The organism is Rhodococcus sp. PML026, from assembly GCF_000963615.1.
Taxonomy (GTDB): Bacteria; Actinomycetota; Actinomycetes; order Mycobacteriales; family Mycobacteriaceae; genus Rhodococcoides; species Rhodococcoides fascians.
The window spans coordinates 726,358-752,939 of sequence record NZ_KQ031375.1; the positions used below are offsets into that span (position 1 = coordinate 726,358).

Genomic DNA, 26,582 nt, shown 5'->3' on the forward strand with positions numbered 1-26,582 from the left:
ACCCTAGTTTCTCGCTCGCCCGCTCTCTGCCGGCACCCGTCAGCGGGCTAGTGTTGTCTCTCGACCGATGCCCGGGCATCGGCGCAGCAGGCCGAGCGACCGCCGATCGAAAGGGCACAACGGACATCATGGGGAGTGCTCGAATGCGTGTCGGGTTCGGTGCAGGTTCGACGTCCGGAGCAGGCAAGGGTCTGACTGCAGTGGCTGCGACGGTCCTGTTGACCCTTGCCGGGTGCAGCACGGAACCTGCTGCCATCGAACCGCTCTCGCCCGACTCCTGGCCCGCGGCGCACGCGAACCTCCGCAACAGTGGCTCGACGGACGTATCGGTCGGTGCTCCACTGACGCTGGACTGGACTCGACCCACCGGCGGCACCGTGACATCACCGGTATCGATCGGCTCGAACGGGCAGATGTTCGTCACTGCCGCAACCGAATCGGGTTGCAATCTGTTCTCGTTCGAGATCGAGTCCGCCCGCAAACGCTGGTGCAACCGGATCGGCCCTTCCGTGGTGACCGCCACCCCCACCGTCGATTCTGCGATCAACGTCTACATCGGCGACGAAGGCGGGCTGAACTCGTACAACGATCACGGGCAATTACGTTGGCGTACACCGGTATACGGTGTTCCGAAATCCGCCCAGTTCTTGGGCGACGGCAGCGTGCTGTCGATCACCCAGATGGGTCAGGTCAGTGTCCTCGATTCCCAGAACGGCCAACTGCGAGTACCCATTCTCGATCTCGTTCCGGCACCGGACTTCTTGACCGACCCCGATGCGGACTTCCAGCCGATGGCCACCGGACTCGCCCAGTGCAGTTCGGGTGAATCCGAATGCGCTGTGCCTGCCGCGCCCGCGGTGGACCGCGACAGCGACGCCATCTACCTGACCCTGTGGCGACCGGGTTCGATTGCGCCGCAACTGATCTCGCTGCAGTACTCCCGCGACGGCGCACCTGGACTCGTCGAACGGTGGTCCTCGGACCTCCTCCCTGCAGGCGTCGCATCGAGCCCGGTGCTCTCCGAGGACGGATCGACGGTCTACATCGCCGACGTCGACGGGCGACTGACCGCATTCGACACCTCGGACGGAAAACAGAAGTGGACCGAGGGCACGGGACTCGGAATCGGAGGCAGTCCATCGATCGCCTCGGACGGCACCATCGTCCCGGCCGGCGGCGACGGCACCCTGATGGGACTCCGAGACAACGGCGACTCGGCCGAGCGCGTGTGGGTTCGCGACGACGTCGAACAGGCCGGGGCAGCAGCACAATCCGCGGACGGGCGCGGCCACACCGTCGTTCGCGACGGCGACGGACTGGCTCTGCTCACGTTCGACGCGGCGACGGGCGACAGTATCGATTCGCAGCCCCTACCCGATGTCGTCGGCACCACCGTGGGCACGTCCGTCGGTCCCGACGGGCAGGTCGTCACGGCGAGCTACCTGGGCGAGATCTTCACCTACACCGGCTGACGGACCGCGCCCGGCTCGCAGACGAACGCCACGGCCGAGCGCTCGATGCGAGTGATGACGACCGACAGCGAGACCCGACCCCGCAGTTTGAGTTTGGGCCTGAGCAACGCGGGATCCACGTCGACTCCGCGCACCAGGATCTCCACCGCGCCACACCCCAGTCGATTCAGTTGCTGCCGAAGCACTTTCTCCGAGAACTTCGACTGTTCGAGGATTCGGAAACCACGCACGCCGACGGGTACGGCGTCGCCCGTCAGGTACGCGATCCTCGGATCCAATTGCCAGAGGCCGAATTTGGCACCGTAATGCCGCACCAGTCCGGCCCGCACGACCGCACCGTCCGGATCCACGATGTATTCACCAGGCGGCCGAACGGGAATCTCGTCCGACTCGGCGTCGGTGATCTCGAGCGCACTTCCGTCGGATCGCAGGACCGCGGCACGACGCCGAATTCCGCTGTCGCCGAGACCTTCCGACCATAGGCACGCCTCGCGTACTCCCCCGTCGAGGGAGACCACCTCGATCTCACCGGGCCAATCGAGGGCATCGAAATCCAGCCCGGGAGCGCATTTGACGACCAGATCTCGCCCCCGATACGCGTCGAGGAGATCCGGCAACGGAGGTTCGAGCGCCGCGGGATCGTGCCGTCGACGACCACCGACGCGTCGTCCGGGATCGGCCACGATCACGGTCCCCCGTGTCGTCGGGGTCAGTGCGTCGGCGCGCAGTACCGTCGCGGAAGGCACGTTGTGGGCAGCCATGCGCACCCGAATCGGGTCCAGGTCACTTCCCACCGCAAGTTCGGTCGTGTCGACCAACGCCGCCAGCTCGCTGCCGATGGAACAGGTGACATCGTGCACCCGCCGTCCGGCCAGGCGGTCCGCGCGCCTGCGAGCCACGATCGACGGCGTCGCCTGCTGCACCGCGTCGTCGGTGACGAGCCAGCCGTCGGACCCCAGCAGCTTCGCCCGTGCTTTCCGCCGCACCGTCACCGTCTCGACGAGGGCCGCAACGTGCTCGGGGTAGCGGGCACGTACCGAGGCGATATCGCGCAGCGAAGTTCGCGCATCGAGCTCGAGTCGGTCGACTGCACCGAGTGCCTCGGCACCGGCCTCGCTTCGCAGAAAGTCGAGGTCGGTGCCGGTGAAGTCATAGCCCACGGTTGGGACCGATCGATGCAGCGTCGGCCGTACGGCCGACGGTGGTGGAACGATTCAAGCGCGGGGCGCGGGCTTGGTTCCGGTGATCATCACGTTGTAGAACATGCCTCGCGGTACCACGTGCTGCAAGACCTTCTCGTCGACCCAGCTCAGCGTCTTCCACCCGTTGAACGCGAACTTGGCCCAGTTCCAGCCGAGCTTGCCTGCCGGAACGGCAGCCTCGAACGTGCGCACCGGCCACCCGAGCAGAGCGGCAGCGAATTCTTCGGTGTTCGCCTGAACGGCCTCGGCACCTGCCGACAACGCGATGTTCTCGAGGTCGGTCGGATCGAACGTGTGCAGGTCCACGACGGCCTCGAGTGCTGCAGCTCGCGAGGACTCGTCGAGTTCTTCCTGTGGTTTGCGCCAGTCCGCCAGGAACGGCAGCTTGGTGGCACGAGTGGTCGCTTCCCAGGTGATACGGCCCAGCCAGCGAGCGTAGAAGTTGCCCACCGTGGTCGGCTCGCCTGCGAAGACGAAGCGTCCACCGGGCTTGAGAACGCGCAGAACTTCTCGAAGAGACTGCTCGACGTCCGGGATGTGGTGGAGCACGGCGTGACCGACCACCAGATCGAAGGTGTCGTCGTCGTACGGAATCGTTTCTGCGTCGGCCACCCGGCCGTCCACATCGAGTCCGAGGTGCTCGGCGTTGCGCAGCGCGACCTTGACCATTCCGGGTGAGAGGTCGGTGACCGAGCCCTTGTCGGCAATCCCGGCCTGCATCAGGTTGAGCAAGAAGAAACCTGTGCCACAACCCAATTCGAGCGCACGACCGTACGGCAGAGCCGCTCGAGCCGATGCGTCACCGGACACCGCCTGATCGAACCTGCCTCGGGCGTAATCGATGCAGCGCTCGTCGTAGGAGATCGACCACTTGTCGTCGTAGGTCTCGGCTTCCCAGTCGTGGTAGAGCACCTGCGCCAGTTTGGTGTCCGACCGCGCTGCCTCGACCTGCTCGGCCGTGGCGTGCGGATTCGGTGCCGGATCGACCTCGCGGTCTCGCGCCTCGGCCGAGACGAGAGGCGTCACAGAAGCAGTCGGTCGATTCGCACCGTCGTGGGGGCTTGCAGTCATGAGGCGAGCCTACTATCCGGTAGCCATGGAACAAGTTCGTCCACCGACCTCGATGCTCAACGCCCGGTGAAAGCGGCCTTTCCCGGTCCGTTGGCGATGAAGGATTCCATCCCGACGGTGCGGTCCTCGGTGGCGAACAGAGCCGCGAACTGCTGTGCCTCGACGCGCAGTCCGTTGGTCAGGTCGACGTCCAACCCCTGATCTATGGACGCCTTGGCCGCAGCCAGAGCGCGTGACGCTCCGGTCGTGAACTGCCCCGCCCATGCGCGTGCCGCGTTGTACACCTCGTCCGGCGCGACCACCTCGTCCACCAAACCGATGCGCAGGGCCTCCTCGGCTCCGACGAAACGGCCGGTGAAGACCATGTCCTTGGCGCGACTGGGCCCGATCAGACGAGCCAGGCGCTGCGTGCCGCCGCCCCCGGGAATGACTCCGAGAAGCACCTCGGGAACGCCGAGCTTGGCATTGTCTCCGGCGATGCGTCGGTCTGCGCCGAGCGCGACCTCGAGTCCACCGCCCAGTGCGTATCCGGTCACTGCGGCCACGACCGGTTTGGGAATCGTGCTGAGCGAGCCGAGGGCGGACTGCAGTTCCGCCGCGATATCGGTCATCTCGACGACGGACATCGCCGCCATTTCCTTGATGTCGGCACCGGCCGCGAACACCTTTTCGCCGCCGTAGACGATGACCGCTCTGACGTCGGAGTCCACGGTGGCTTCGCGTGCCGCAGCCCGGATCTCCTCCTGCACCTGACGATTGAGCGCGTTCATCGGTGGGCGATCCAAGCGAATGGTGCCGATACCGTCGGATACTTCGAGAGTCACGAACTCAGCCATGGCCGAAGGCTACCGCGCTCGAGTTCAGCGATCCGACCAGGGATGGACCGTGCCCGCGTAGTACGCGTCCTCGCCGTCGAACTCCACTCGGACGGTGCCGTTCTCCCGGGTCAGGACGGGCAGGACCGCCGCGATCGTCTGCTCGTGATCGAGAACGTCGGCCACCGTGTCGAAACGGCCGAGCGCATCGAGCTGGCTCCACGTCGGTGGCAGCAGGACGGTGGTCCCCGAACGCCAGTCCGTCAACGCGTCCTCGGCCGAGCGCCAGCTCACCGACGCCGCCTCGCTGGTCTCACCGTCGGCGTTCTGCCCCTCGGGGAGCACGGCAACGAAGAACCTCGTGTCGTACCGTCGGGCTTCACCGATCGGGGTGATCCAGTGCGACCACGGCCGCAGCAGATCTGCCCGCAGCACCAGATCGTGGTCGGTGAGAAACTGGGCGAACGACAGCTCCCGGCGTTCCAGTCGACCACGTTCCGCAGAGAACGGGGCGGTGTCGGCGACCACCGAATCCGCCGTCGGACCGGCCAACAACACGCCGCACTCCTCGAACGTCTCGCGCGCCGCTGCGCACACCAGCGCCTGCGCCTTCCCCTCGTCGGTGCCGAACCGGTCGGCCCACCACGACGGCGGCGGACCTGCCCACTCGATGTCCGCAGCCGCATCCGACGGATCCACACCGCCACCGGGAAATACCGTCATGCCGCCCGCGAACGCCATCCCGCCGACGCGTTCGAGAAGGAACACCTCGATGCCGGGTTGTGATCGGCCGTCACGGATCAGGATGACGGTCGACGCATCACGTGCTGGAACGGGATCGGCGGCGGTGCTCGAGCTCATCTCCGCAACGTACCGCTGAGCCGGTGCGCCCGGGCACGGGGTCCGCTCTAGCGGCGGTGCGCCCCGGCAGCGCGCGTGCGCCGCGCGAAGTAGCGACCGTCGACGCGATCGAGGGTGATCGACTGGCTGAATGCCTCGGTCAGGTTCTCCGCCGTGATGACGTCGTCGACCAGGCCTTGCGCAACCACGCCGCCCTCCTTGAGGAGCAGTGCGTGGCTGAAGCCGGGCGGGATTTCTTCCACGTGGTGGGTAATCAGCACCGTCGCGGGAGCGTCGGGGTCGGCAGCCAGATCGGCCAACCGGGCTACCAGTTCCTCGCGGCCACCGAGATCGAGGCCGGCAGCGGGCTCGTCCAGCAACAGCAGTTCGGGATCGGTCATCAGGGCACGGGCGATCAGTACACGCTTGCGCTCACCCTCCGACAGGGTGCCGTAGGTCCGCGTCGCCAGATGCTCGGCCCCGAGGCTCTCGAGCATCTCGACGGCCCGTTCGGTGTCGATCGCGTCGTACTTCTCCCGCCAGCGCCCCAGCACGGAGTAGCCGGCGGATACGACCAGATCGGAGACCAGTTCGTCGGCAGGAATTCGGTGCGCCAACGAGGACGACGACAAGCCGATTCGAGGACGCAGTTCCGAGACATCGGTTCTGCCCATCACCTCACCGAGGACGTGAGCGACACCGGACGTGGGATGGATCTCGGCGGCAGCGATACGGAGCAGCGACGTCTTCCCTGCACCGTTGGGCCCGAGTACGACCCACCGTTCGTCCAGTTCCACCTTCCAGGTGACGGGACCCACCAACGTCACGCCACCTCGGCGGACTACGACATCGGTGAAATCTACGAGCAGGTCGGGATCCGGTTCAGACACGGCTCCTATCCTCCCGCACACTCCCCGCGCAGACACGGCAGGATGTGCACGCGTGTCGCCCATTGACGATGTACCTCGCACCTCCCGCCGTCCTGTCGACGGGGTCACTCGCGTGAACCCGCCCGGGCAGCCGTTCCCCCTGGGTGCCACTGCGCACCCCACTGGTACGCAATTCGCAGTCCACGCTCCCGGTGCGGATGGCGTCGAGGTATGTCTGATCGACCCGGACGGCGGCGAGCGGCGCATGGAGTTGACCAACCGGACCTTCGGCATCAGGCATGCCTTCGTCCCCGACGTCGGGCCAGGCGTGCGGTACGGCTTTCGCGCGCACGGCACCTGGGATCCCCACTCGGGCCGACGATTCAACGGGGCCAAGATCCTGCTCGACCCGTCCGCCCGCCAGGTGTCCGGTGACTTCGGGGATCCCGCAGCCCTGTTGGCCTACGAGGACGACCCGTTCGGAGCCCCCAGCAGTCGCGATTCCCTCGGCCACCTCCCGCTCGGCGTCGTCCGCGGACCGTCGGACAACGGCGACCGACCGGTGAGGCCTGCCGTTCCCTGGGACAGAACCGTGCTCTACGAATTGCACGTCGGGTCGTTCACCGCGCGCCACAACGGCGTACCCGAACACCTTCGTGGCACCTACCTCGGGCTCGCGCAACCGGCCGTACTCGAACACCTGGCTCGAACGGGCATCACGTCGGTCGAATTGCTGCCGGTCCACACCACGTTCACCGAACCCGGGGTACGCGCTCGAGGGATGCGAAACCATTGGGGCTACTCCACGGGCGCGTATTTCGCTCCCGATCCGCGTTTCGCCGCCGTACGAGGCAACGAAGTGGACGAGTTCCGGACGATGGTCGACGCCTTGCACAGCGCAGGGATCGAAGTGATTCTCGACGTGGTTTACAACCACACGTGCGAATCCGCGGTCGACGGGCCGTCGATCAGTTGGCGGGGTCTCGACGCGCCGGGGTACTACCTGCTCGACGGTCGCGGATCCGACGTCGACCTGACCGGTTGCGGCAACACACTCGATTCGGCGTCTCCCGCCGTGGTCCGCATGGTGTGCGACAGCCTGCGGTACTGGGTGCAGGACATGGGCGTGGACGGATTCCGATTCGACCTGGCCAGTACGCTCGGCCGACCGGGCGGTTGGCGATTCGATTCTCGTGCACCGCTGTTGACGGCGATCGGTACCGATCCGGTGCTGTCGGGCGTCAAGTTGATCGCCGAACCCTGGGATGCGACCGGTGCCGGATATCAGGTGGGCAACTTCGGGGTCATGTGGTCCGAGTGGAACGACCGCTACCGAGATACCGTGCGAGGATTCTGGGCCGGCCATCACGGAGTGCGCGAATTGGCTTCCCGCCTGGCCGGTTCCGAGGACCTCTATGCCGGCAGCGGTCGACTGCCGTGGGCGTCGATCAATTTCGTCACCGCACACGACGGATTCACCGCACACGACCTGGTCTCGTACGAACGAAAGCACAACGAAGCCAACGGCGAAGAGAACAGAGACGGCACCGACAACAACTCCTCGGTCAACTACGGCGTCGAGGGTCCGACCGACGATCCCTCCGTCCTCGACGACCGTGGGCGACACGTCCGTGCTCTGCTTGCCACCCTGACGCTGTCGACCGGAACACCGATGCTGCTCGCAGGTGACGAACTCGGCCACAGCCAGGGCGGAAACAACAACGCGTACTGCGTATCTCACGATGCACCGGCATCCGACGCCTGGGCAGTCGACTGGGACAGCGCGGATCAGAACCTGATTCGATTCGTGGCGCGCCTGCTGCGCGTACGTGCGAGCGCCCCGACACTGCGTCAGCAGGAGTTCTTCACCGGCCGGGCGACGCCGACCGGTCGACCGGACCTCGTCTGGTTCGATTCCGCCGGAATCGAATTCGATCACGACAGATGGAACGACGATTCGGTGCGCACGATCTCCGCCTGGGTCGACGGGTCCGACGTGCGTTCCTACGCCTCCGACGGCGGGCAGGTGGACGACGCGAGTTCGTTGCTGATCTTGCATTCCGGCGGTCCCGCCGAAATCACGCTGGCCTGCCCCAGTTGGTCGTCGTCTCGATTCGTGCCCGTCCTCGATTCCTCTCGCGTGGACGGCGTCCCACCCGATACCACTGCACTCGAGGCAGGTTCGAAGATTTCGGTGACCGGCTCCACCGTTCTCGTGTTCCGCAGCGCCGGTAGGTGAGTCATGAACAGCTGCACGAGCGGTCCTACCCCGAGCGCGTAGAGCACCGTACCCACACCGAGAGTTCCGCCGAGCAGCCAGCCGGTGAGTACCACTGTCAGTTCGATTCCCGTGCGAGTGAGGCGAATCGACCATCCGGTGCGCGCCACCAACCCGGTCATCAAACCGTCTCGGGGGCCCGGGCCCATTCCCGCACCGATGTAGAGCGCCGTGGCGAAGGCATTGACGACGATGCCCGACACCATTGCCAGTGTCCGAACGATCGGCCCGTCCAGATGGGGCAGAATCGCCGACGTCGTATCCACGGCGACAGCGATGACGATCACGTTGCTCACGGTCCCCAAACCCGGACGCTGCCGCAGCGGTATCCACATCAGGAGCACCGCCACGCCGGTGATGGCAGTGATGGTTCCGAAGCTGAGCGACAGGTGCCGCGACAGACCTTGGTGGAACACATCCCAGGGGTTGACGCCGAGCCCACCGGCGATCATCAGCGACATGGACGCGCCGTACAGCCACAGCCCGACGTAGAGCGCCGTCAGGCGAGACGGGAGACGACGGCCGGCGACGAGTGGCGGTGAGAAAGGCATGGTTTCAGTGTCCGGCCACTGGATACCTCGTTCGATAGCCAGTTATGCGACAGTGGACCCCCGACCGATGCTGTGTTATGTCCGGACAGCGATCACGGTCGTCGAACCGGGAGCCACTTCGGTGAAACCAGCATCTCGAACTGCGACGGCGCGACCCGCGCGGACCTCGTCCAGCGCGTGAGTCCACTGCTCCGGATCCGCCGATCGAACCGAACAGGCGAAACCGGAATCGGCCCAGGCTCGACAGTCGTCGAGGCTCATCGCACCGGCCAGCAACATCGACGCATGACCCACCTGCGCCGCGGCCTTGCCCACCGTCATCGACAGGGACGCGTCGATCCACAGCACCGGACCGGCGCTCGGCGGTGACTCTTCTTCGGCCGGTACGTCGGTGCCGCCGATCTGAAGACGCTTGATGCGCGGATCCAGATCGCCGACGCGACCCGGCACGAAAGCACGGGCCGAAGCGTTCCCGACCTCGACCGTGACACCCGGAACTTCCTGCGCCGCAGTCCATTGTGCGCCGCGGGCACGGCGGGCCACCTTCCTGATCCGCGCCGAGGTCCACGCGACGAAAGGCTCGTGCCACGAGGCGTCGTCACCGACCCGCGGGTCGAGGCACAGCGCCACGACGGCGCGGGCGGCGGCTTCGAGTAGGTCGTTGCGCACCGGCGGATCGGCCTTGGGTATGTGCAGCACCATGGGCATCGCCAGAACCTCCGACGGGTCCTCGGGATCCTCGGCACCGCCGTAGCCGCGGGCCAATTCGGCGTGACGCGAGGCGAACGTGTTGGCGTCCGAGAACTGCTCGGGTTCAGCCGTATCGGACGTCGACTCGACACGGTCCCGATCGACGGAGTCGCCGACGGCGGAGGCGTCGGTCATGGGATCGGGACGCGGCGGACTCCCCCGTCGACGGCATCCGCGGCTTCGATCTCGTTTCGGGTGACCCCGAGAATGAACAGGACGGCGTCCAAGTACGGGTGCGAGATCGCAGTATCGGCGATCTCGCGTAGCGCGGGCTTGGCGTTGAACGCAACGCCGAGCCCGGCCGCGGTAAGCATGTCCATGTCGTTGGCACCGTCGCCGACCGCGACCGTCTGCTCCATCGGCACTCCGGCTTGGGCGGCGAACTCCCGCAGTGCGGTCGCCTTCGCAGCGCGGTCGACGACGTCGCCGGTGACTCGACCCGTCAACTTCCCGTCGACGATCTCGAGTGTGTTGGCCTTCACATAGTCGAGTTCGAGTTCGTGAGCCAATCCCTCGATCACCTGGCGGAACCCACCCGATACGACACCGCAGGCGAAACCGAGACGCCGAAGCGTCCGGATGGTCGTTCGAGCCCCTGCCGTCAGCTCCAAGCTGTCGGCGACGTCGTCGATGACGGATGCGTCGAGGCCTGCCAGCGCGGCGACACGCTGTTCCAACGACTCCGCGAAGTCGATCTCCCCGCGCATCGCCGCCTCGGTGACGGCACGTACCTCGTCTTCGCGCCCGGCCCGGGCGGCAAGCATCTCGATGACCTCGCCCTGGACCAACGTCGAGTCCACGTCGAACACGATGAGTCGTTTCGACCTCCGTGCGATGCCGGCTCGCTCCACTGCGATGTCGACGCCGATTCCCGCTGCGATCGCGGCGAGGCCGGTGCGTAGCTGGAGGTCTGCCTCAGGCGAGGTGTCGGTGGCGGTGACTTGAAGTTCGAGGCCCGTCACCGGGTAGTCCGCGATCCCACGGATGGAATCGATATTGGTCCCCTGCCGGGCCAATTCCCTCGAGATGGTGCTGAACGCTCGCGCAGTCACCGGACGGCCGAGCACGACGACGACATGCGTGGCCAGCGTGCGTCCACCGTTCTGAGCCGCGTCGATCTCGACATCGACATGGACACCCACGGTGGCCATGGCGTCTTCGAGTTCTTCCTGGAGCGCCTCGGGATCGCGTGGACAGGTCAGCAACACCCCGAGGGTCAGCCTGTTGCGGATGACCACCTGCTCCACGTCGAGCAGGCTGACGTCGTGCCGCGACAGGGCCGCGAACAGCACCGATGTGACACCTGGTTTGTCGGGTCCCGTCACCGTTACCAACACCGCAGTGTCGCTCGATCTCACCGAATCTCCCTTTCGCACTGTCCCCCCATTACTGGTGTGCCCTGCTCGTGTCCCGCGACTACCGCCGAACGGGCAGGACGCGCAGGAAAGATTGTCGCAAGCGAAGAGCCCCGCCCGGTAGCCGGGAGGGGCTCTCGCTGTGCTGTGGACTACCGGGGATCCGGGTCGCCCGAACCTTCGTGATCGCTGGTGGCGATCGGAGCCCGGCGGGCCTGTTCGAGTACCGCGGTGGTCTTGCCACCGTGAGCACCAGGACCGACGTGCGCCTCGGACCGCATCCGCTCGACCATGTGCGGGTAGTGCAGCTCGAACGCCGGACGCTCGGAACGAATCCGGGGCAGCTCGGTGAAGTTGTGCCTCGGGGGCGGGCACGAGGTGGCCCACTCCAACGAGTTTCCGTAACCCCACGGATCGTCGACGGTGACGACCTCACCGTATCGGTACGACTTGAACACGTTCCAGACGAACGGCAGCGTCGAGGCACCGAGGATGAACGCACCGATGGTCGAGATGATGTTCAGTTCGGTGAAGCCGTCGGACGGCAGGTAGTCGGCGTAGCGACGTGGCATGCCTTCGTTACCGAGCCAGTGCTGCACCAGGAACGTGGCGTGGAATCCGAAGAACGTCAGCCAGAAGTGCCACTTGCCCAGAGCCTCGTCCATCATCCGGCCCGTCATCTTCGGGAACCAGAAGTAGATGCCTGCATAGGTCGCGAACACCACGGTGCCGAACACCACGTAGTGGAAGTGGGCGACGACGAAGTACGTGTCGGTGACCTGGAAGTCGATGGGAGGCGAAGCCAACAGCACACCGGTCAGTCCGCCGAACACGAACGTGATCAGGAAGCCGATCGAGAACAGCATGGGCGTTTCGAGCGTGACCTGTCCGCGCCACATCGTGCCGACCCAGTTGAAGATCTTCACACCGGTCGGAACAGCGATGAGGAATGTCATGAACGAGAAGAACGGCAGCAGTACCGCGCCGGTGGCGTACATGTGGTGGGCCCACACGGCGATCGACAGTGCAGCGATGGCGATCGTCGCGTAGATCAGACCCGAGTAACCGAAGATCGGCTTGCGGGAGAACACCGGGAACACCTCGGACACGATTCCGAAGAACGGCAACGCGATGATGTAGACCTCGGGGTGCCCGAAGAACCAGAACAGGTGCTGCCACAGCAGCACTCCGCCCGTTGCCGGGTCGAAGAGATGCGCGCCCAGGTGGCGGTCGGCGGCAAGGCCGAGCAGTGCGGCGGTCAGCAGCGGGAACGCCAGCAGGATCAGAATCGACGTGACCAGGATGTTCCAGGTGAAGATGGGCATCCGGAACATCGTCATACCGGGAGCGCGAAGGCAGATCACGGTGGTGATCATGTTGACGCCACCGAGGATGGTTCCCAGACCGGCGACGGCGAGGCCCATGATCCACAGGTCGGCACCGACACCGGGCGAGTGCAGAGCAGAGGTGAGCGGCGTGTACGCCGTCCATCCGAAGTCGGCCGCGCCACCCGGGGTGATGAAGCCGGCCGTGGTGATCAGCGCACCGAACAGGTACAGCCAGTAGGAGAACGCGTTGAGACGCGGGAACGCCACGTCCGGCGCACCGATCTGCAGCGGAAGAATGTAGTTGGCGAAGCCGAACACGATCGGCGTTGCGTACAGCAGCAACATGATGGTGCCGTGCATCGTGAACAGCTGGTTGTACTGCTCGTTGGACAGGAACTGCATCCCCGGCACGGCCAACTCGGCGCGCATCAACAGCGCCATCAGTCCACCGACGAGGAAGAAGGCGAACGACGTCGCGATGTACATGATCCCGAGAACCTTGGGATCGGTTGTGGTCACCGCCTTGTGGATGAACGAACCCTTCGGTCCCATCCGCGGCGGGAAAGGCCGAGCAGCATCCACCGCGGGAGCGGGCCTAGGCGCTAGGGCAGTCACAGATCCTCCTGATTGCGCGTCCGACCCCGAATCACGAGGCGACGTCACTAGTCGTGCGCTACTCGAATCGTAGACCGTCGGACCGACGCTTGCCGAACCGGTCCTACCGTGTGTCGTATTGGATTCGATCGAACCATGGTTCGGGGGGCGATCTGCCTGCGCCGTCGGCCTTTACGAGCCCTCCGACACACCCTGGAGCACCTCCCGAACAGATGGCCGGGAAGGGTCCGCGGCAGTGCTCTGCGCGAGGCGATTTCCGTTACTGTGTGAGACCACCCGACCCGCAGAAAGAAGTTCCGCGTTGCCACTTCGACCACGACTCCCCCGCCGGTTCGCGCCACACACCACGGGCACGGCGGCCGCTGTCTGTCTGATGGCAGCCGTGGCGTTGACCGGATGCTCCGACTCCGCGACCGAGGACGACGCATCCACCATCGTTCGCAGTACGACGAACATTGCCGGAGCGGGGGTGGTCGGTAACAACCGGGACACCGTCGGACTGTGTCCCGCACTTGCCCCACTCGACCCGACGGGAGTCGAGGGCGATACGCGCCCCGTCGGGCACGCCGAGGGAATCAGTGCCATCCCGGCCGATCCACAGCGCATCGTCGTCCTCGACGCTGCAGGCCTCGACGCCAGCTGCGCGGTCGGGATCTGGGAACGCGTCGTCGGCGCTGCCACGCTCGACCCCGACTTCCGGGGAGACGGAGACCAACCGCTGTACCTGGGTACCGGCCTGGCGTCGGTTCCGTCGGTCGGCCCGGTCGGTGCCCCCGACCTCGATGCGATCGCCGCCCTCGACCCGGACCTGATCCTGGGGGCCGATTCTCTCGGATCCGATACCTACGATTCGCTGACTGCCATCGCGCCGACCGTGTTCACCGCGACCGGACAAGGATGGAAAGACACTTTTCTGCAGTCCGCAGCCGCCTTGGGTCGAGGCCAGGCAGGATTCGACCAGCTCGCGTCGTTCTCCGCGGATGCCGAACGCGTCGGACGCGAGATCGACGCGACCCAGACGCAGGCGTCGGTCGTCCGATTCGATGCCGACTCCATCGAGGTCGACGGTCCGGACTCGTTCGCGGGCCAGGTGCTTGCCGAGGTCGGCGTGGGGCGGCCACAGAATCAGCGTGACGGTGGTTTCTCGGTCGAGTCCGGGAACCTGGAGCCCGTCGAGGGAGACATCGTCTACGTGCGATTCGCGGGCCCGGACGGCGAGACCTTCGGCCGTGAGGTGATGGACGGCGACGCGTGGCACGCTCTCGGCTCGGTCACCGACGGGCGAGTGTTCGCGGTGAACGACACGGTCTGGTCCGGCAGTGGAGTTGTCGCGGCGCGCGCCATCCTGGCCGACCTGTCCGCTTCTCTGAACGCCTACGTGTCCTGACGCGATGCCCATTCCGGAATTCGTGCAAGCGCTCCGCAGCGTCGTCGGCACGTCACCACTCTGGTTGTCCGGTGTCAGTGCTGTCGTTCTCGACGACGATCGGCGCGTGCTGCTGACTCTGCGGGCAGACAACAACACCTGGGCCGTGGTCTCCGGAATCCTCGAGCCCGGCGAGGAACCTGCACCCGCCGCGCTGCGTGAGATCGGTGAGGAGACCGGTGTGGACGCCACGATCGTGCGCCTGACGAGCGTCGACGTGACAGAGCCCATCACCTACCCCAACGGCGACGTCGCGCAATATCTGGACATCACGTTCCTCGCTCGCCACACCGGCGGCACTCCTCATGTCGCCGACGACGAGAACCTCGACGTGGCCTGGTTCGAACTCGATGGCCTACCCGAAAACCTCACGGCCACTTCGCGATTGCGAATCGAGAAAGCCATCGCCGACGACCCGTCGGCATGGTTTCGACGCTGACTCCCCTGCCGCACCGAGTACACAGCTCCACCGAACCGTCCCTGTTTCGATTCGTAATGTGATATCACTTTACTATCAACATCGAGAGGGAGGTTCTCATGTCCGCACCCGCTACCGTCGCCGAGAAGCCGACGGGTACACCGACCACGACCATCGCCGAGCGCACCGGCTGGGATCTGCCGGGCTGGTCGATGCTCGGCGTCGGTCTCGCGCTGTTTCTCGGCGGAATCGCCGCGTTCGCTCTCGGACTGGTCTTCTCCGTGGTGGGGCTCACGGTCGTCGGAGTCGTCCTGTTCGTGCTCTCGCTGCCGGCACTCATGGGATTGACTCTGGTGCAACCGAATCAAGCTCGCGTTCTGCAGCTACTCGGCAGTTCGTACAGCGGGACGCTGCGTACACCGGGGCTGCGCTGGACCAATCCGTTGACGTACCGCAGGGCCATCTCGACGCGAATTCGCAACCACGAGACCGGTCAATCGAAGGTCAACGACGCCGACGGCAATCCGATCGAGATCTCTGCCATCGTCGTCTGGCAGGTTGCCGATACCGCCCTGGCGTCCTTCCAGGTCGACGATTACGAGGAGTTCGTGGCCGTTCAGACCGAATCTGCGGTTCGGCATATCGCCGGTAGCTACCCGTACGACGCCGAAGGACGAATGTCGTTGCGCGAGAACGCCGACGAGATCACCGCCGCCATGTCGGAGGAAGTACACGCGCGGGTGCGATCGGCCGGCGTCGAGGTGATCGAGACCCGCATCAACCGTCTTGCCTATGCTCCGGAGATCGCGCAGGCCATGCTGCGACGCCAGCAGGCCGGAGCTGTCATCGCAGCGCGTCAGCAGATCGTCGAAGGTGCGGTGGGAATGGTGGAGATGGCACTCTCGAAGCTCGAGGAGAAACACGTCGTGGAACTCGACGAGGAGCGGAAAGCGGCCATGGTGTCGAATCTGCTCGTGGTGTTGTGCAGCGATCGCGATACCCAGCCCGTCGTCAACACCGGATCGCTGTACCAGTGAGCCATGGCCGTCGAGCGTAAGAAAATTCTGCTTCGGCTGGACCCAGCGGTGCACGACGCTCTTGCCCGCTGGGCCTCCGACGAGCTCCGAAGCACCAACGCTCAGATCGAGTTCCTACTGCGTCGAGCACTGAGCGAGCAGGGCCGAATGCCGAAGGAGGCCAAAGACATTCGCGCGCCGGGCCGCCCACCGAAGGAGTGAGCGGCACGGCGCGAGGATGGGTTTCTAGAAGTCCCAGTCCTCGTCTTCGGTGTTGACGGCCTTTCCGATGACGTACGAGGAGCCCGACCCGGAGAAGAAGTCGTGATTCTCGTCGGCGTTGGGTGACAGAGCCGACAGAATTGCCGGGTTCACATCCGTCTCGTCCTTGGGGAACAGGCCCTCGTAGCCGAGGTTGTTCAGTGCTTTGTTGGCGTTGTAGCGCAGGAACTTCTTGACGTCCTCGGTCAGACCGATCTCGTCGTACAGATCCTGGGTGTACTCGACCTCGTTGTCGTACAGCTCGAACAGCAACTCGAAGGTGTAGTTCTTCAGTTCCTCACGCCGCTCCTCGCTGACCTTCTCGAGACCCTTCTGGTACTTGTATCCGATGTAGTACCCGTGCACGGCCTCGTCACGAATGATCAGCCGGATGAGGTCTGCCGTGTTGGTGAGCTTGGCCCGCGAGGACCAGTACATCGGCAGGTAGAAGCCGGAGTAGAAGAGGAACGACTCGAGCAGAGTCGACGCCACCTTGCGCTTGAGCGGGTCGTCACCGTGATAGAAGTTCAGCACGATCTCGGCCTTGCGCTGAAGGTTGACGTTCTCCTCGGACCAGCGGAACGCATCGTCGATGTCGCGGGTGGAGCTGAGGGTGGAGAAGATGGAGCTGTAGCTCTTCGCGTGCACCGACTCCATGAACGCGATGTTGGTGTACACCGCCTCCTCGTGCGGAGTGATGGCGTCGGGAATGAGGCTGACGGCACCGACCGTCCCCTGAATCGTGTCCAGCAGGGTCAGTCCGGTGAACACGCGCATCGTCAGCTGCTTCTCGACGGCGGTCAGAGTGGCCCACGACGGGATGTCGTTCGACACCGGCACCTTCTCGGGCAGCCAGAAATTACTGGTGAGACGCTCCCAGACTTCGGAGTCCTTGTCGTCCTGGACCCGATTCCAGTTGATCGCGGTGACACGATCGATGAGCTTTAGCGCTGGAGTTCCGTGAGCCGGCGTTTGCGGCTTGGATGCGGTCGTCATTTGGGTCCCCGGTGTCGAGTCGTTTGCTTGGGTTGGTCAAATCTATGTGTGTCCGACCCTCAAACTCAACTTAGCTTCTGATGGTCGGCCTGCCGCTCGATGCTGATCGGCGACCTGAATCAATCTTGACCTTCAAACTACACCCATGCAACTCAGTTGGCTGACGACTCGCCTGATGCAGCAGTTTGCACAATTCACCGAAACTTGTTGTGAAACAGCACTAGTGGCGACAAGATCGCTTGTCGCCACTAGTACTGTTCGTTCAATTGTGCCATCGCGGCCAGCTGCAATAGCCAGATCAACCAGCGTCGCGCTCCTGTAGAGCCGCGCGCATTGCTACAAACTTCCGAAACAAATCCAACACGTCATCTGAGCTTTCCAAAGCTCGCAGAGTCACCTTGAGGTTCGTCCGCCTGCCCGGCTCAAGCCCTGGCAATGTTCTGAGCCTGTACTTCGGACTCTTCAACAATTTCCCTCTAGAGTTCAGAACCGCCTGCTCGTCCTGCACATAAGTCAGTACGCTTGTCTCGTAGAAGCGGCGAGCAGACATGAGCATCCCAGAGCGAGCCCAACTCGTCGGCACGAGCAGAAGCGGCTCGCCATGTGCCACGGGCAACGTGAACGCTGCTACAACCCATTCTCGCGTCGACGGATCCCACGCCTGCGATCGTATGGTCACCAGCTTATGACCGTGCGATGAAAACTCGGGATACCTCCTGACCATCTCTGCCGTGTACCGGGCGAGAGGTCCGTAGATGATTCTGGTCGTTATGTCCGACGTGATGTCATCCCCGACACCGTCGATGTACAGCGGCAATTCCTCCAGGCGCTTGAGGACGCCCACCCTCAGCAGGGCATGAAGATCAGTCGACAGGCCGTTCCAGATCCAACGTCCAACGTCGGCAGCTCCCCCGTGTCCATGGAATCCATTGACGGACATACCAAATCGAGTTTCCTTCGGCTCCGGAAAGTGATTAAGCAAGGCCCGTCCGCGCATGCGATCCGACACCGATGGTGACATCACACATCGAGCGATCGTGTCGAAGTAACTGTCGATGCAGTCGATCGCTTCTCCCGCAAACGGACCAGGAGTTCTACTTAGCCTGATCGCATGCGGATCAATGAAGAGAAGGTTGTCCCTAGCGACAGCCACATCGACGAACGGGACTGCTCTGGTGATACCGAAATACTGAGTGATGTTTTTCATAATGCGGTCCTCCTGGGGATTTAGGCCCAGAGGACGGAAAGAGGCATCTTGCCTCAAGAAGTTCCGATACGCTCAAGTGGACTGATGAAGTCACCCTCGCGCCTCCGGGCCGAGATCGGTCTGGCTCCGTTGCCGCGGAGCCAGACCGAATTTTATTCAGTTCTCTGGCTGATATGCCGAGCCCTCACAACATGCAGGAAACGCAGCCCTCGACCTCGGTGCCCTCGAGGGCCATCTGACGCAGACGGATGTAGTACAGCGTCTTGATGCCCTTGCGCCATGCGTAGATCTGCGCGCGGTTGATGTCGCGGGTGGTGGCCGTGTCCTTGAAGAACAGCGTCAAGGACAGGCCCTGATCGACGTGTTGCGTTGCGGCAGCGTAGGTATCGATGATCTTCTCGTAGCCGATCTCGTACGCATCCTGGTAGTAATCCAGGTTGTCGTTGTCGAGATACGGTGCCGGGTAGTAGACGCGGCCGATCTTGCCTTCCTTGCGGATCTCGATCTTCGACGCCACCGGGTGAATCGACGAGGTCGAGTTGTTGATGTACGAGATCGAGCCGGTCGGCGGAACGGCCTGCAGGTTCTGGTTGTAGATTCCGTACTCCTGCACCGACGCCTTCAGCGCGGCCCAGTCGGCCTGGGTCGGGATGGCGACGTCGGAGTCGGCGAACAACTTCGCGACTTTCGGTGTCGCAGGCTCCCACACCTGGTCGGTGTACTTGTCGAAGAACTCACCCGACGCGTACTTGGAATCCGGGAAACCCTTGAAGTACTGGCCGCGAGCCTTGGCCAGCTGGTTCGAGGCCTGGATGGCGTGGAACAACACCGTGTAGAAGTAGATGTTGGTGAAGTCGATTCCCTCGGTCGAGCCGTAGTGAATGCGCTCGCGGGCGAGGTAGCCGTGCAGGTTCATCTGACCCAGGCCGATCGCGTGAGAGTCGTTGTTGCCCTGCTCGATCGACGGTACCGAGAAGATGTGGGTCTGATCCGACACCGCAGTCAGACCACGGATCGCCACCGCGATGGTCTTACCGAAATCGGGCGAATCCATCGTCTTGGCAATGTTCAGCGAGCCCAGGTTGCACGAGATGTCCTTGCCCACATGGCTGTACGAGAGGTCGTCGTTGAACGTCGACGGCGTCGAGACCTGGAGAATCTCCGAGCACAGGTTGGAGTGAGTGATCTTGCCCTTCACCGGGTTCGCACGATTGACGGTGTCCTCGTACATGATGTACGGGTAGCCGGACTCGAACTGCAGCTCGGCGAGAGTCTGGAAGAATTCACGCGACTTGATCTTGGTCTTGCGAATCCTCTTGTCGTCGACCATCTCGTAGTACTTCTCCGAGACATTGATGTCGGCGAACGGCACTCCGTAGATGCGCTCGACGTCGTACGGCGAGAACAGGTACATGTCCTCGTTCTTCTTCGCCAGCTCGAACGTGATGTCCGGGATGACGATTCCGAGGGACAGCGTCTTGATGCGGATCTTTTCGTCGGCGTTCTCACGCTTGGTGTCGAGGAACTTGTACACGTCGGGGTGGTGCGCGTGCAGGTACACCGCGCCCGCGCCCTGGCGTGCCCCGAGCTGGTTGGCGTACGAGAACGAATCCTCGAGCAGCTTCATGATCGGGATGACACCGGACGACTGGTTCTCGATCCGCTTGATCGGCGCACCTGCTTCGCGAATGTTGCTCAGCAGCAATGCAACTCCGCCGCCGCGCTTGGACAGCTGCAACGCGGAGTTGATGGATCGTCCGATGGACTCCATGTTGTCTTCGATGCGGAGCAGGAAGCACGAGACGGGCTCGCCGCGCTGCTTCTTGCCCGAGTTGAGGAAGGTGGGCGTCGCGGGCTGGAATCGGCCGGCGATGATCTCGTCCACGAGATCGGTGGCCAGGGCTTCGTCACCGGCCGCCAGCGTCAATGCCACCATGCACACACGGTCCTCGAAGCGTTCGAGGTAGCGCTTACCGTCGAACGTCTTGAGCGTGTAGGAGGTGTAGTACTTGAACGCACCGAGGAAGGTCGGGAATCGAAACTTCTTCGAGTACGCGTGGTTGATCAGGAATTTCACGAACTCACGCGAGTACTGGTCCAGAACCTCGGGCTCGTAGTAGTTCTCCTCGACCAGGTAGTCCAGCTTCTCGTCCAGGTCGTGGAAGAACACGGTGTTCTGGTTGACGTGCTGCAGAAAGTACTGATTGGCAGCTTCACGATCCTTCTCGAACTGGATCTCACCGTTGGGCCCGTAGAGATTGAGCATCGCGTTGAGCGCGTGATAGTCCATGTCACCGTCGCTGCGAACGGTCGCGGGTGCGGGTGCTGCGTCGGTGATGGTCGGTGCCACGGCGGTGCTCCTACTGGTCTGTGGTGGTTGATGCTCAGTGCGTGTGGGCAGCGCGACGGACTTCCCGTTCCCAGAAGTCTTCGAGTCCCTCGCGGACTCGCACTACGTCCTCGGGGGTGCCCATCAATTCGAAGCGGTAGAGATACGGAACCGCGCATTTCTGCGAGATGACGTCTCCGGCAAAGCAGAAGGAGTCACCGAAATTGGTGTTTCCGGCAGCGATGACGGCTCTGATCAACGATCGATTGTGCTTGTCGTTGAGAAACTTGATCACACGCTTGGGGACGTAGTTGGTGTCGCGGCCGGCGTACGTCGTTCCTCCGCCGTACGTCGGCACGATCAGGACGTAGGGAGAGTCGACGCGAAACGTGCCGTCCGGATCTCGTAAGGGAATGCGCGTCGCGGGGATATCCAACTTCGACACGAAACGGTGCGTGTTCTCCGACGCGCTGGAGAAGTAGACGAGTGAGTTCGAGGACTGCTGTTGTGAACTCACCGCTCACTCACTTTCTCGATCTGTTCAAGCAGCGTTCGTCGCGAGGGTCTTGATGCGATCCGGGCGGAAACCGGACCAGTGGTCGTCACCGGCGACGACGACGGGGGCCTGCAGGTAACCGAGCGCCATGACGTAGTCACGTGCCTCGGGGTCCTGCGAGATGTCGATGACGGAGTACTCGATACCCGCTTTGTCGAGGGCGCGGTAGGTGGCATTGCACTGGACGCAGGCGGGCTTGGTGTAAACGGTGATGCTCATGGTGTCCCTCTTTCCGTTGTCGCCGTCGGGTGCACCGATGGCGACGATGTGCTCTGCGTGTGGCACCGAGAACATCTCCCGCTCAGGGCGACTGCGACCTGCTCGAACCCACGTCATTCGGGCTCTTCGAGTTGTGGTCTCTCGGCGGGTCAAACACTACACCTAGTGTCCCCCATCTGCCTAGAACACGAGATGTTGCGAACAACATGCGTGGTATTCGCTGGTCACGGCCGTGCGACCGACGCTCGTCCACCCCACATCGGCGTGTCGGACGTCACAAAACGAGGTGTCTTTCGTCACTACCGACCGTCGCCCCGACAGTGACGATCACCGAAGACACCCGCGCACGACGACGGCCCCCCGGAGTTGCTCCGAGGGGCCGTCACGTGGATCACGCGAGTGTCAGCGTTGACGCGCCTTGAACCGCGGCTCCTTCTTGTTGATCACGAACACGACCCCATGGCGGCGAACCACCTGGGCGCCGGGCTTGTTCTTGAGCGATTTCAGAGAATTTCTCACCTTCATGAGACCAGGCTACATGAAAACGATTCCCGATACCATCAAGCGGTCACGCGCTGATGAGTTCCTTCGACGCCTTGACCAACTCGGCCACGACATGGCCGATCTCACCGGACACCTCGGCGTTCTCACGCGGGTGGGCGGCCCCGAACTTGTCGATGGTGCCGCCGATGGAGAGCTGGACGTCCTCGAGTACGGATCCGCCGGCGATGCGGACGGCCTTGCTCGTGTCCTCGTGGGCCCACTTGGCCCCGTTGCCGCTCGGCGATGCGCTGATGACCACGACCGGCTTGCCCACCATGGCACCGGCACCGTAGGGACGTGAGAGCCAGTCGATGGCGTTCTTCAGCACGGCCGGAATGGTGCCGTTGTATTCGGGCGTGACCAACAGCAGCGCAGAAGCCTTCTCGGCAGCGGCGCGCAGAGCGAGGGCGGCCGCAGGCACGGAGCCATCGACGTCGATGTCCTCGTTGTAGAAGGGAACGTCGCCCAGCCCGTCGTAGACCACGATCTCGGCATCGGCCGGTGCGACGGTGACTGCAGTCTCGGCAATCTGCTTGTTCACCGATTCGGCGCGCAGGCTTCCGACGAGAACGAGTACGTGTGCGTCTGACATGAAATCTTCCTTCGAAAGTTCGGATGACGTGATCGTCGTGTCAATTCATACCATCCAAGCGGACCGCGGTCCACTTGCATTCCTCAGCGAGGTACCCTGAACAGGTGACCGGTCCGATGCTGCCCGTAGTAGGCGAAGACTCCGAACGCTGTGACGCTGCCCGCAACCGCCGGCTGCTCCTCGACGCCGCGACGGAGCTGGTGGCGACCCTCGGTGCCGACGCCGTCACCATGGAAGCCGTGGCAACGAGGGCCGGCGTCGGCAAAGGCACCGTGTTCCGGCGCTTCGGCAACCGCGCCGGGTTGATGCGAGCCCTGTTGGATCACACCGAGAAGATGTTGCAGAGCTCGTTCATGTTCGGCGAACCGCCGCTCGGGCCCGGTGCCGATCCCATCGACCGCCTCGTCGCGTTCGGTCGGGCACGGCTGGAATTCGTCAGGGTTCAGGGCGAGGTGCTGCGCGCCGCGGAAAGCTCGGCCGACGCTCGGTATTCGGCTCCGGCGCACATGGTCAATTTCACACACGTTCTGTCTTTGCTCCGTGCAGCCGGCGTGGAGGGAGACCTGGAACTTCTCACCTACTGGCTGCTCACCCCCCTGGAAGCCACGTTGGTGCTGCACCAGTACCGAGACCTCGGAATGACGATGGATCGTCTGGCCGACGGGTGGGAAGATCTGGTGCGCAGAGCAACTCGCGTCCCATAGCGGTTGTCGGTCACGTCGCGAGGATCGACAGTGCCGCCGAATGCAAGGCAGTTCCGTACGAACGGCCGTGTCCGGCCGCATGTACGACCAGAGGATGCAACTGGTGCAGGGCGGTCCGGTCGCGCCACCCCGTCCGCAGCGGGTGCACGGACTCGTAGCCGTCGACCATGGCGTCCAGATGAGGACAGCCGAACAGTGCCGCCATCGCCAGATCCGTTTCGCGATGGCCGCCGTGTGCCGCGGGATCGATCAGCACGACACCCGCATCGGTCCAGAAGACGTTGCCGTTCCACAGGTCTCCGTGGATTCGACTGGGCGGTTCACCGTCGTCGAACTCGCCGTCCGCCACCCGCTCGCACGCCGCCTCGACGGTCGCCGCCTCGGACTGCGTCACGTTTCCGGCGTCGACCGCGATCCGCAGAAACGGCAGCACTCGCTCGGCGGCGTAGAACGAACCCCACGTGGCGTGGACAGTGTTGGTCATGGGCCGCGAGCCGATGAACAACTGCCCGGGAAACGGTGTGCCGTCCGGGCGATTCGGCGGAGCCCCGAATCCGGCCGCGCCGCCGTCGTGCATACGGGCCAGTGCGCGCCCGAATCGACGGGCCGCGATCTCGGTGGGACACGCGGCCGTCAACCGCTCGAGTTCGATGAACGTCGGTCCGCGATCGAGAACACCGACGACAGGCACCCCTGTCTCACCGAGCCACGCGAGTCCCGTCGCCTCGGCCTCGAAGAAGTCCGGGTGCGCGCGCGTATCTCGCTTGACGAAGGTATCGGTGGATCCGCTCACGTCGAACGACACTACGCATCCTTCTCGACCCGAACGCGTACCCGCACTCGTCATTAGGATGATCGGATGGGACACATCAACTCGGAATTGCGCTCCGGAATCATGCGTGAGCTGGCGGTACAGTCGACCATCGATCCGGTGACGGAGGTCCGCAGGCGCGTGGACTTCCTCAAGGACTACCTCGCGTCGACACCGGCCTCCGGTTTCGTACTCGGGATCAGCGGCGGACAGGACAGCACCCTCACCGGCAAGCTCGCACAACGGGCGGTGACCGAACTACGAGCCGACGGGCACGAGGCCGAATTCGTCGCCGTACGGCTCCCCTACGGTGTACAGGCCGACGAAGACGACGCGGCGATCGCACTGAAGTTCATCGATCCCGACCGCACGGTGACGGTGAACATCAAGGAGGCCTCCGATGCCGCAGCCGCTGCGACCGCCGACGCTCTGGGAACCGGCGAGGTCCGAGATTTCGTGCGCGGCAACATCAAAGCTCGCCAACGCATGGTCGCCCAGTACGCGATCGCCGGCGAACTCGGATACGTCGTCGTCGGCACCGATCACGCGGCCGAGGCGGTCACCGGCTTCTTCACCAAGTTCGGCGACGGCGGGGTGGATCTGACGCCACTGACCGGCCTGACCAAGCGACAAGGCGCTGCGCTGCTGCGCGAGCTCGGTGCGCCCGAAAGTACCTGGCGCAAAGTCCCCACCGCGGATCTCGAAGACGACCGACCGGCTCTGCCCGACGAGGAAGCACTCGGCGTCACATACGAGCAGATCGACGACTACCTCGAAGGCAAGGACGTCACCGAGGAAGTGGCCGACAAACTCGAGAAGATGTTCGCCGCGACGCGCCACAAGCGAACCGTTCCAGTGACACCGTTCGACGATTGGTGGAAGAACGGTCACTGACCGACCTTCGTCGGCGGCGATCGGTGACGATCAGCCGCCGGCGAACGGCGGCAGTACGTCGACTCTGCTGCCTACGGACCGACCCAGATCGCGGGTCAACTCGTCTCCGACCAGATACGCCGACACCCGCAGAATCGGTTCCATCGGGGCGCCGTACCGAGAACGGATGGCCTCGCGCAATTCTCCGAGCGTCGCACCGACCGGCAGAGAGAGGTGTTCGGACTCGCAGCCGGACGCGTCGACGGCGGCTGCGAAGTACCGCACCTCCACCTGCATCGTTCGACTATCGTTCGTGCTGGGCTGTGTCTCAACCACCGATTGCTCCCATACTGCGGGTCGGCGGCACGAAGCCCTCGGCGTCGATGCCGTGCCCGGCCCATTTGTTCCACATGGCTCCGCGCCATACTGCTGCCAACTCGTCATCGGTGGCACCGCCCCGCAGCGCAGCGCGAAGATCCGTCTCGTCGTCGCTGAACAGGCAGGACCTGATGGTCCCCTCGGCAGTGAGCCTCGTTCGATCACAGTCGCCGCAGAACGAGCGCGTGACGGACGCGATGATTCCCACGGTTGCCTCCGTGCCGTCCACGCTCCATTCCTCGGCGGGAGCGGACGGATCGGCGCGACCCACTTCACGTAGATCGAAAGCAGTGGACAGCTCGTCGAGCAACGTCTGGGCGTCGATCATGTTGTTGCGGGCCCATTCGTGATCGGCGTCGAGTGGCATCTGCTCGATGAATCGAAGCGCGACCCCCTCGTCCAGACACCACCGGAGCAGATCCACGGACCCGGAGAGGGTATCTCGCATCAGTACGGCATTGACCTTCACCGGACCGATGCCCGCCTTCTTGGCCGCCCGGATGCCGGCCAGCACCGACGGCAGACGATCGCGTCGAGTCAAGCGCGCGAACTGTTCGCGATCGACCGAGTCCAACGACACGTTGACGCGCGTCAGACCGGCCTCGGCGAGGGCCTGCGCACGATGTTCGAGACCGACGGCATTGGTGGTCATGGACAACGGCACGCCGTCCGCCACAGCGGAGCACGAACGAAGGATCTCGTCCAGATCTCGACGCATCAGAGGCTCGCCGCCGGTGAAACGCACGTCGCGTATTCCCAACAGGCGCACGGCAACCGAGACGACCCGAGCGATCTCGCCAGCGGTCAGCAGGTCGGCTGTGGGGATCGCCGGCAGCCCCTCCTCCGGCATGCAGTACGTGCACCGCAGCGAGCACTTCTCGGTGATCGAGATGCGCAGATCGCGTGCCACCCGCCCGAATCGATCGATCAGATGCGGCACGTCGGGACGATCGTCGACCGGGCCGAACGACGACCCCGAGGAAGCTGAACCTATACGTGGGATCCCGAGGGACGTGACACTGTCAACCGTCACCTCACACCTCGAATCCGTCTGTTCCTGCATGTCTCACATCGGCTTGTCTACCCAGTATGCCGCAGCCCACACGC

26 protein-coding genes and 1 pseudogene are annotated in these 26,582 nt (G+C 64.0%); 8 read left to right on the forward strand and 19 right to left on the reverse strand.

Features of this window, described 5'->3' with window-relative positions; genetic code table 11:
* Positions 1-143 precede the first annotated feature (143 nt).
* On the forward strand, positions 144-1,472 hold the full coding sequence (locus VF34_RS18860) for an outer membrane protein assembly factor BamB family protein (RefSeq protein WP_045841878.1): 1,329 nt from the start codon (positions 144-146) through the stop codon (positions 1,470-1,472).
* On the opposite strand, the gene VF34_RS18865 is transcribed toward VF34_RS18860, so the two are convergent.
* From VF34_RS18865 to VF34_RS18885, 5 genes are read right to left on the reverse strand one after another with little or no spacing between them, the layout of a single operon-like run.
* Positions 1,460-2,632, reverse strand: a complete 1,173-nt coding sequence (locus VF34_RS18865; protein WP_032372655.1) for a THUMP-like domain-containing protein — start codon at positions 2,630-2,632, stop codon at positions 1,460-1,462. The two genes, VF34_RS18860 and VF34_RS18865, sit on opposite strands and share 13 nt — an antisense overlap.
* Positions 2,633-2,686: 54 nt before the next feature.
* Positions 2,687-3,745, reverse strand: coding sequence for a class I SAM-dependent methyltransferase (locus VF34_RS18870; protein ID WP_032370757.1), 1,059 nt, complete (start codon positions 3,743-3,745; stop codon positions 2,687-2,689).
* A 56-nt stretch (positions 3,746-3,801) separates the two neighbouring features.
* Positions 3,802-4,581: an enoyl-CoA hydratase/isomerase family protein gene (locus tag VF34_RS18875; protein ID WP_032372656.1), complete on the reverse strand. Its 780-nt coding sequence runs from the start codon at positions 4,579-4,581 to the stop codon at positions 3,802-3,804.
* A 24-nt stretch (positions 4,582-4,605) separates the two neighbouring features.
* Positions 4,606-5,421: an NUDIX hydrolase gene (locus VF34_RS18880; protein WP_027496615.1), complete on the reverse strand. Its 816-nt coding sequence runs from the start codon at positions 5,419-5,421 to the stop codon at positions 4,606-4,608.
* Between the two features lie 47 nt (positions 5,422-5,468).
* Entirely contained in the window at positions 5,469-6,290 is an 822-nt protein-coding gene (locus tag VF34_RS18885) for an ABC transporter ATP-binding protein (RefSeq protein ID WP_027496614.1), read from the reverse strand.
* Between the two features lie 61 nt (positions 6,291-6,351).
* On the opposite strand from VF34_RS18885, the gene glgX reads away from it, so the two are divergent.
* The gene (gene glgX, locus VF34_RS18890) at positions 6,352-8,508 is read left to right on the forward strand and encodes a glycogen debranching protein GlgX (RefSeq protein ID WP_045841963.1); all 2,157 of its coding nucleotides are present in this window, start codon (positions 6,352-6,354) and stop codon (positions 8,506-8,508) included.
* 11 nt (positions 8,509-8,519) lie between these two features.
* Here glgX and yczE read toward each other — a convergent pair.
* The 4 genes and pseudogenes from yczE to ctaD form a co-directional block, all read right to left on the reverse strand.
* A pseudogene (gene yczE / locus VF34_RS25630) lies at positions 8,520-9,098 on the reverse strand (membrane protein YczE); the annotation flags it as partial.
* A gap of 75 nt (positions 9,099-9,173) precedes the next feature.
* On the reverse strand, positions 9,174-9,983 hold the full coding sequence (locus tag VF34_RS18900; RefSeq protein WP_032372659.1) for an aminoacyl-tRNA hydrolase: 810 nt from the start codon (positions 9,981-9,983) through the stop codon (positions 9,174-9,176).
* Complete coding sequence (gene serB / locus VF34_RS18905) at positions 9,980-11,206, reverse strand: phosphoserine phosphatase SerB (protein WP_032372861.1); 1,227 nt, start codon at positions 11,204-11,206, stop codon at positions 9,980-9,982. The genes VF34_RS18900 and serB overlap by 4 nt, the downstream gene beginning before the upstream one ends.
* Positions 11,207-11,355: 149 nt before the next feature.
* Entirely contained in the window at positions 11,356-13,146 is a 1,791-nt protein-coding gene (ctaD, locus tag VF34_RS18910) for an aa3-type cytochrome oxidase subunit I (protein ID WP_027496609.1), read from the reverse strand.
* Between the two features lie 373 nt (positions 13,147-13,519).
* Here ctaD and VF34_RS18915 point away from each other — a divergent pair, with 373 nt between their 5' ends.
* From VF34_RS18915 to VF34_RS18930, 4 genes are all read left to right on the forward strand, one after another.
* Positions 13,520-14,533: an ABC transporter substrate-binding protein gene (locus VF34_RS18915; RefSeq protein ID WP_045841879.1), complete on the forward strand. Its 1,014-nt coding sequence runs from the start codon at positions 13,520-13,522 to the stop codon at positions 14,531-14,533.
* Between the two features lie 4 nt (positions 14,534-14,537).
* On the forward strand, positions 14,538-15,011 hold the full coding sequence (locus VF34_RS18920; RefSeq protein ID WP_032372661.1) for an NUDIX hydrolase: 474 nt from the start codon (positions 14,538-14,540) through the stop codon (positions 15,009-15,011).
* 98 nt (positions 15,012-15,109) lie between these two features.
* Positions 15,110-16,027: an SPFH domain-containing protein gene (locus VF34_RS18925; RefSeq protein WP_027496606.1), complete on the forward strand. Its 918-nt coding sequence runs from the start codon at positions 15,110-15,112 to the stop codon at positions 16,025-16,027.
* 3 nt (positions 16,028-16,030) lie between these two features.
* Complete coding sequence (locus VF34_RS18930) at positions 16,031-16,228, forward strand: type II toxin-antitoxin system antitoxin (RefSeq protein WP_027496605.1); 198 nt, start codon at positions 16,031-16,033, stop codon at positions 16,226-16,228.
* Positions 16,229-16,252: 24 nt separating this feature from the next.
* On the opposite strand, the gene nrdF is transcribed toward VF34_RS18930, so the two are convergent.
* From nrdF to VF34_RS18965, 7 genes are all read right to left on the reverse strand, one after another.
* The gene (gene nrdF / locus VF34_RS18935; protein WP_032366349.1) at positions 16,253-17,263 is read right to left on the reverse strand and encodes a class 1b ribonucleoside-diphosphate reductase subunit beta; all 1,011 of its coding nucleotides are present in this window, start codon (positions 17,261-17,263) and stop codon (positions 16,253-16,255) included.
* A gap of 298 nt (positions 17,264-17,561) precedes the next feature.
* Positions 17,562-18,470 (reverse strand): hypothetical protein, encoded by a 909-nt coding sequence (locus VF34_RS18940; RefSeq protein ID WP_032366348.1) that lies wholly within the window; start codon positions 18,468-18,470, stop codon positions 17,562-17,564.
* A gap of 184 nt (positions 18,471-18,654) precedes the next feature.
* Positions 18,655-20,820, reverse strand: coding sequence for a class 1b ribonucleoside-diphosphate reductase subunit alpha (gene nrdE, locus VF34_RS18945; protein ID WP_032370748.1), 2,166 nt, complete (start codon positions 20,818-20,820; stop codon positions 18,655-18,657).
* A gap of 34 nt (positions 20,821-20,854) precedes the next feature.
* Positions 20,855-21,316, reverse strand: a complete 462-nt coding sequence (gene nrdI, locus VF34_RS18950) for a class Ib ribonucleoside-diphosphate reductase assembly flavoprotein NrdI (protein ID WP_027496602.1) — start codon at positions 21,314-21,316, stop codon at positions 20,855-20,857.
* Between the two features lie 24 nt (positions 21,317-21,340).
* A complete protein-coding gene (locus tag VF34_RS18955) occupies positions 21,341-21,574 on the reverse strand; it encodes a redoxin NrdH (protein ID WP_027496601.1) in 234 nt (77 codons plus the stop codon).
* 402 nt (positions 21,575-21,976) lie between these two features.
* A complete protein-coding gene (gene ykgO / locus VF34_RS18960; protein ID WP_027496600.1) occupies positions 21,977-22,099 on the reverse strand; it encodes a type B 50S ribosomal protein L36 in 123 nt (40 codons plus the stop codon).
* A 43-nt stretch (positions 22,100-22,142) separates the two neighbouring features.
* On the reverse strand, positions 22,143-22,709 hold the full coding sequence (locus VF34_RS18965; protein ID WP_027496599.1) for an NAD(P)H-dependent oxidoreductase: 567 nt from the start codon (positions 22,707-22,709) through the stop codon (positions 22,143-22,145).
* Positions 22,710-22,813: 104 nt separating this feature from the next.
* Here VF34_RS18965 and VF34_RS18970 point away from each other — a divergent pair, with 104 nt between their 5' ends.
* A complete protein-coding gene (locus VF34_RS18970) occupies positions 22,814-23,413 on the forward strand; it encodes a TetR/AcrR family transcriptional regulator (protein WP_027496598.1) in 600 nt (199 codons plus the stop codon).
* A gap of 10 nt (positions 23,414-23,423) precedes the next feature.
* Here VF34_RS18970 and VF34_RS18975 read toward each other — a convergent pair whose 3' ends face one another.
* Entirely contained in the window at positions 23,424-24,206 is a 783-nt protein-coding gene (locus VF34_RS18975) for a fructosamine kinase family protein (RefSeq protein WP_032372862.1), read from the reverse strand.
* A gap of 66 nt (positions 24,207-24,272) precedes the next feature.
* Here VF34_RS18975 and nadE point away from each other — a divergent pair, with 66 nt between their 5' ends.
* The gene (gene nadE, locus VF34_RS18980; protein WP_032372663.1) at positions 24,273-25,118 is read left to right on the forward strand and encodes an ammonia-dependent NAD(+) synthetase; all 846 of its coding nucleotides are present in this window, start codon (positions 24,273-24,275) and stop codon (positions 25,116-25,118) included.
* Between the two features lie 30 nt (positions 25,119-25,148).
* Here the strand turns inward: nadE and VF34_RS18985 are convergent, their stop codons facing one another.
* Together VF34_RS18985 and moaA are read right to left on the reverse strand one after the other, a co-directional pair.
* The gene (locus VF34_RS18985; protein ID WP_032372664.1) at positions 25,149-25,394 is read right to left on the reverse strand and encodes a MoaD/ThiS family protein; all 246 of its coding nucleotides are present in this window, start codon (positions 25,392-25,394) and stop codon (positions 25,149-25,151) included.
* A 31-nt stretch (positions 25,395-25,425) separates the two neighbouring features.
* The gene (moaA, locus tag VF34_RS18990; protein WP_045841880.1) at positions 25,426-26,538 is read right to left on the reverse strand and encodes a GTP 3',8-cyclase MoaA; all 1,113 of its coding nucleotides are present in this window, start codon (positions 26,536-26,538) and stop codon (positions 25,426-25,428) included.
* Positions 26,539-26,582: the final 44 nt, after the last annotated feature.

What these genes read in the sequence shown, in the direction of transcription:
- VF34_RS18860 (WP_045841878.1), top strand. Translation starts at nt 144, where the DNA reads ATGCGTGTCGGGTTCGGTGCAGGTTCGACGTCCGGAGCAGGCAAGGGT.
- VF34_RS18870 (WP_032370757.1), bottom strand. Translation starts at nt 3,745, where the DNA reads ATGACTGCAAGCCCCCACGACGGTGCGAATCGACCGACTGCTTCTGTG.
- VF34_RS18875 (WP_032372656.1), bottom strand. Translation starts at nt 4,581, where the DNA reads ATGGCTGAGTTCGTGACTCTCGAAGTATCCGACGGTATCGGCACCATT.
- VF34_RS18880 (WP_027496615.1), bottom strand. Translation starts at nt 5,421, where the DNA reads ATGAGCTCGAGCACCGCCGCCGATCCCGTTCCAGCACGTGATGCGTCG.
- VF34_RS18900 (WP_032372659.1), bottom strand. Translation starts at nt 9,983, where the DNA reads ATGACCGACGCCTCCGCCGTCGGCGACTCCGTCGATCGGGACCGTGTC.
- VF34_RS18915 (WP_045841879.1), top strand. Translation starts at nt 13,520, where the DNA reads ATGGCAGCCGTGGCGTTGACCGGATGCTCCGACTCCGCGACCGAGGAC.
- VF34_RS18920 (WP_032372661.1), top strand. Translation starts at nt 14,538, where the DNA reads ATGCCCATTCCGGAATTCGTGCAAGCGCTCCGCAGCGTCGTCGGCACG.
- VF34_RS18925 (WP_027496606.1), top strand. Translation starts at nt 15,110, where the DNA reads ATGTCCGCACCCGCTACCGTCGCCGAGAAGCCGACGGGTACACCGACC.
- VF34_RS18930 (WP_027496605.1), top strand. Translation starts at nt 16,031, where the DNA reads ATGGCCGTCGAGCGTAAGAAAATTCTGCTTCGGCTGGACCCAGCGGTG.
- nrdF (WP_032366349.1), bottom strand. Translation starts at nt 17,263, where the DNA reads ATGACGACCGCATCCAAGCCGCAAACGCCGGCTCACGGAACTCCAGCG.
- VF34_RS18940 (WP_032366348.1), bottom strand. Translation starts at nt 18,470, where the DNA reads ATGAAAAACATCACTCAGTATTTCGGTATCACCAGAGCAGTCCCGTTC.
- VF34_RS18955 (WP_027496601.1), bottom strand. Translation starts at nt 21,574, where the DNA reads ATGAGCATCACCGTTTACACCAAGCCCGCCTGCGTCCAGTGCAATGCC.
- ykgO (WP_027496600.1), bottom strand. Translation starts at nt 22,099, where the DNA reads ATGAAGGTGAGAAATTCTCTGAAATCGCTCAAGAACAAGCCCGGCGCC.
- VF34_RS18965 (WP_027496599.1), bottom strand. Translation starts at nt 22,709, where the DNA reads ATGTCAGACGCACACGTACTCGTTCTCGTCGGAAGCCTGCGCGCCGAA.
- nadE (WP_032372663.1), top strand. Translation starts at nt 24,273, where the DNA reads ATGGGACACATCAACTCGGAATTGCGCTCCGGAATCATGCGTGAGCTG.
- VF34_RS18985 (WP_032372664.1), bottom strand. Translation starts at nt 25,394, where the DNA reads ATGCAGGTGGAGGTGCGGTACTTCGCAGCCGCCGTCGACGCGTCCGGC.
- moaA (WP_045841880.1), bottom strand. Translation starts at nt 26,538, where the DNA reads ATGCAGGAACAGACGGATTCGAGGTGTGAGGTGACGGTTGACAGTGTC.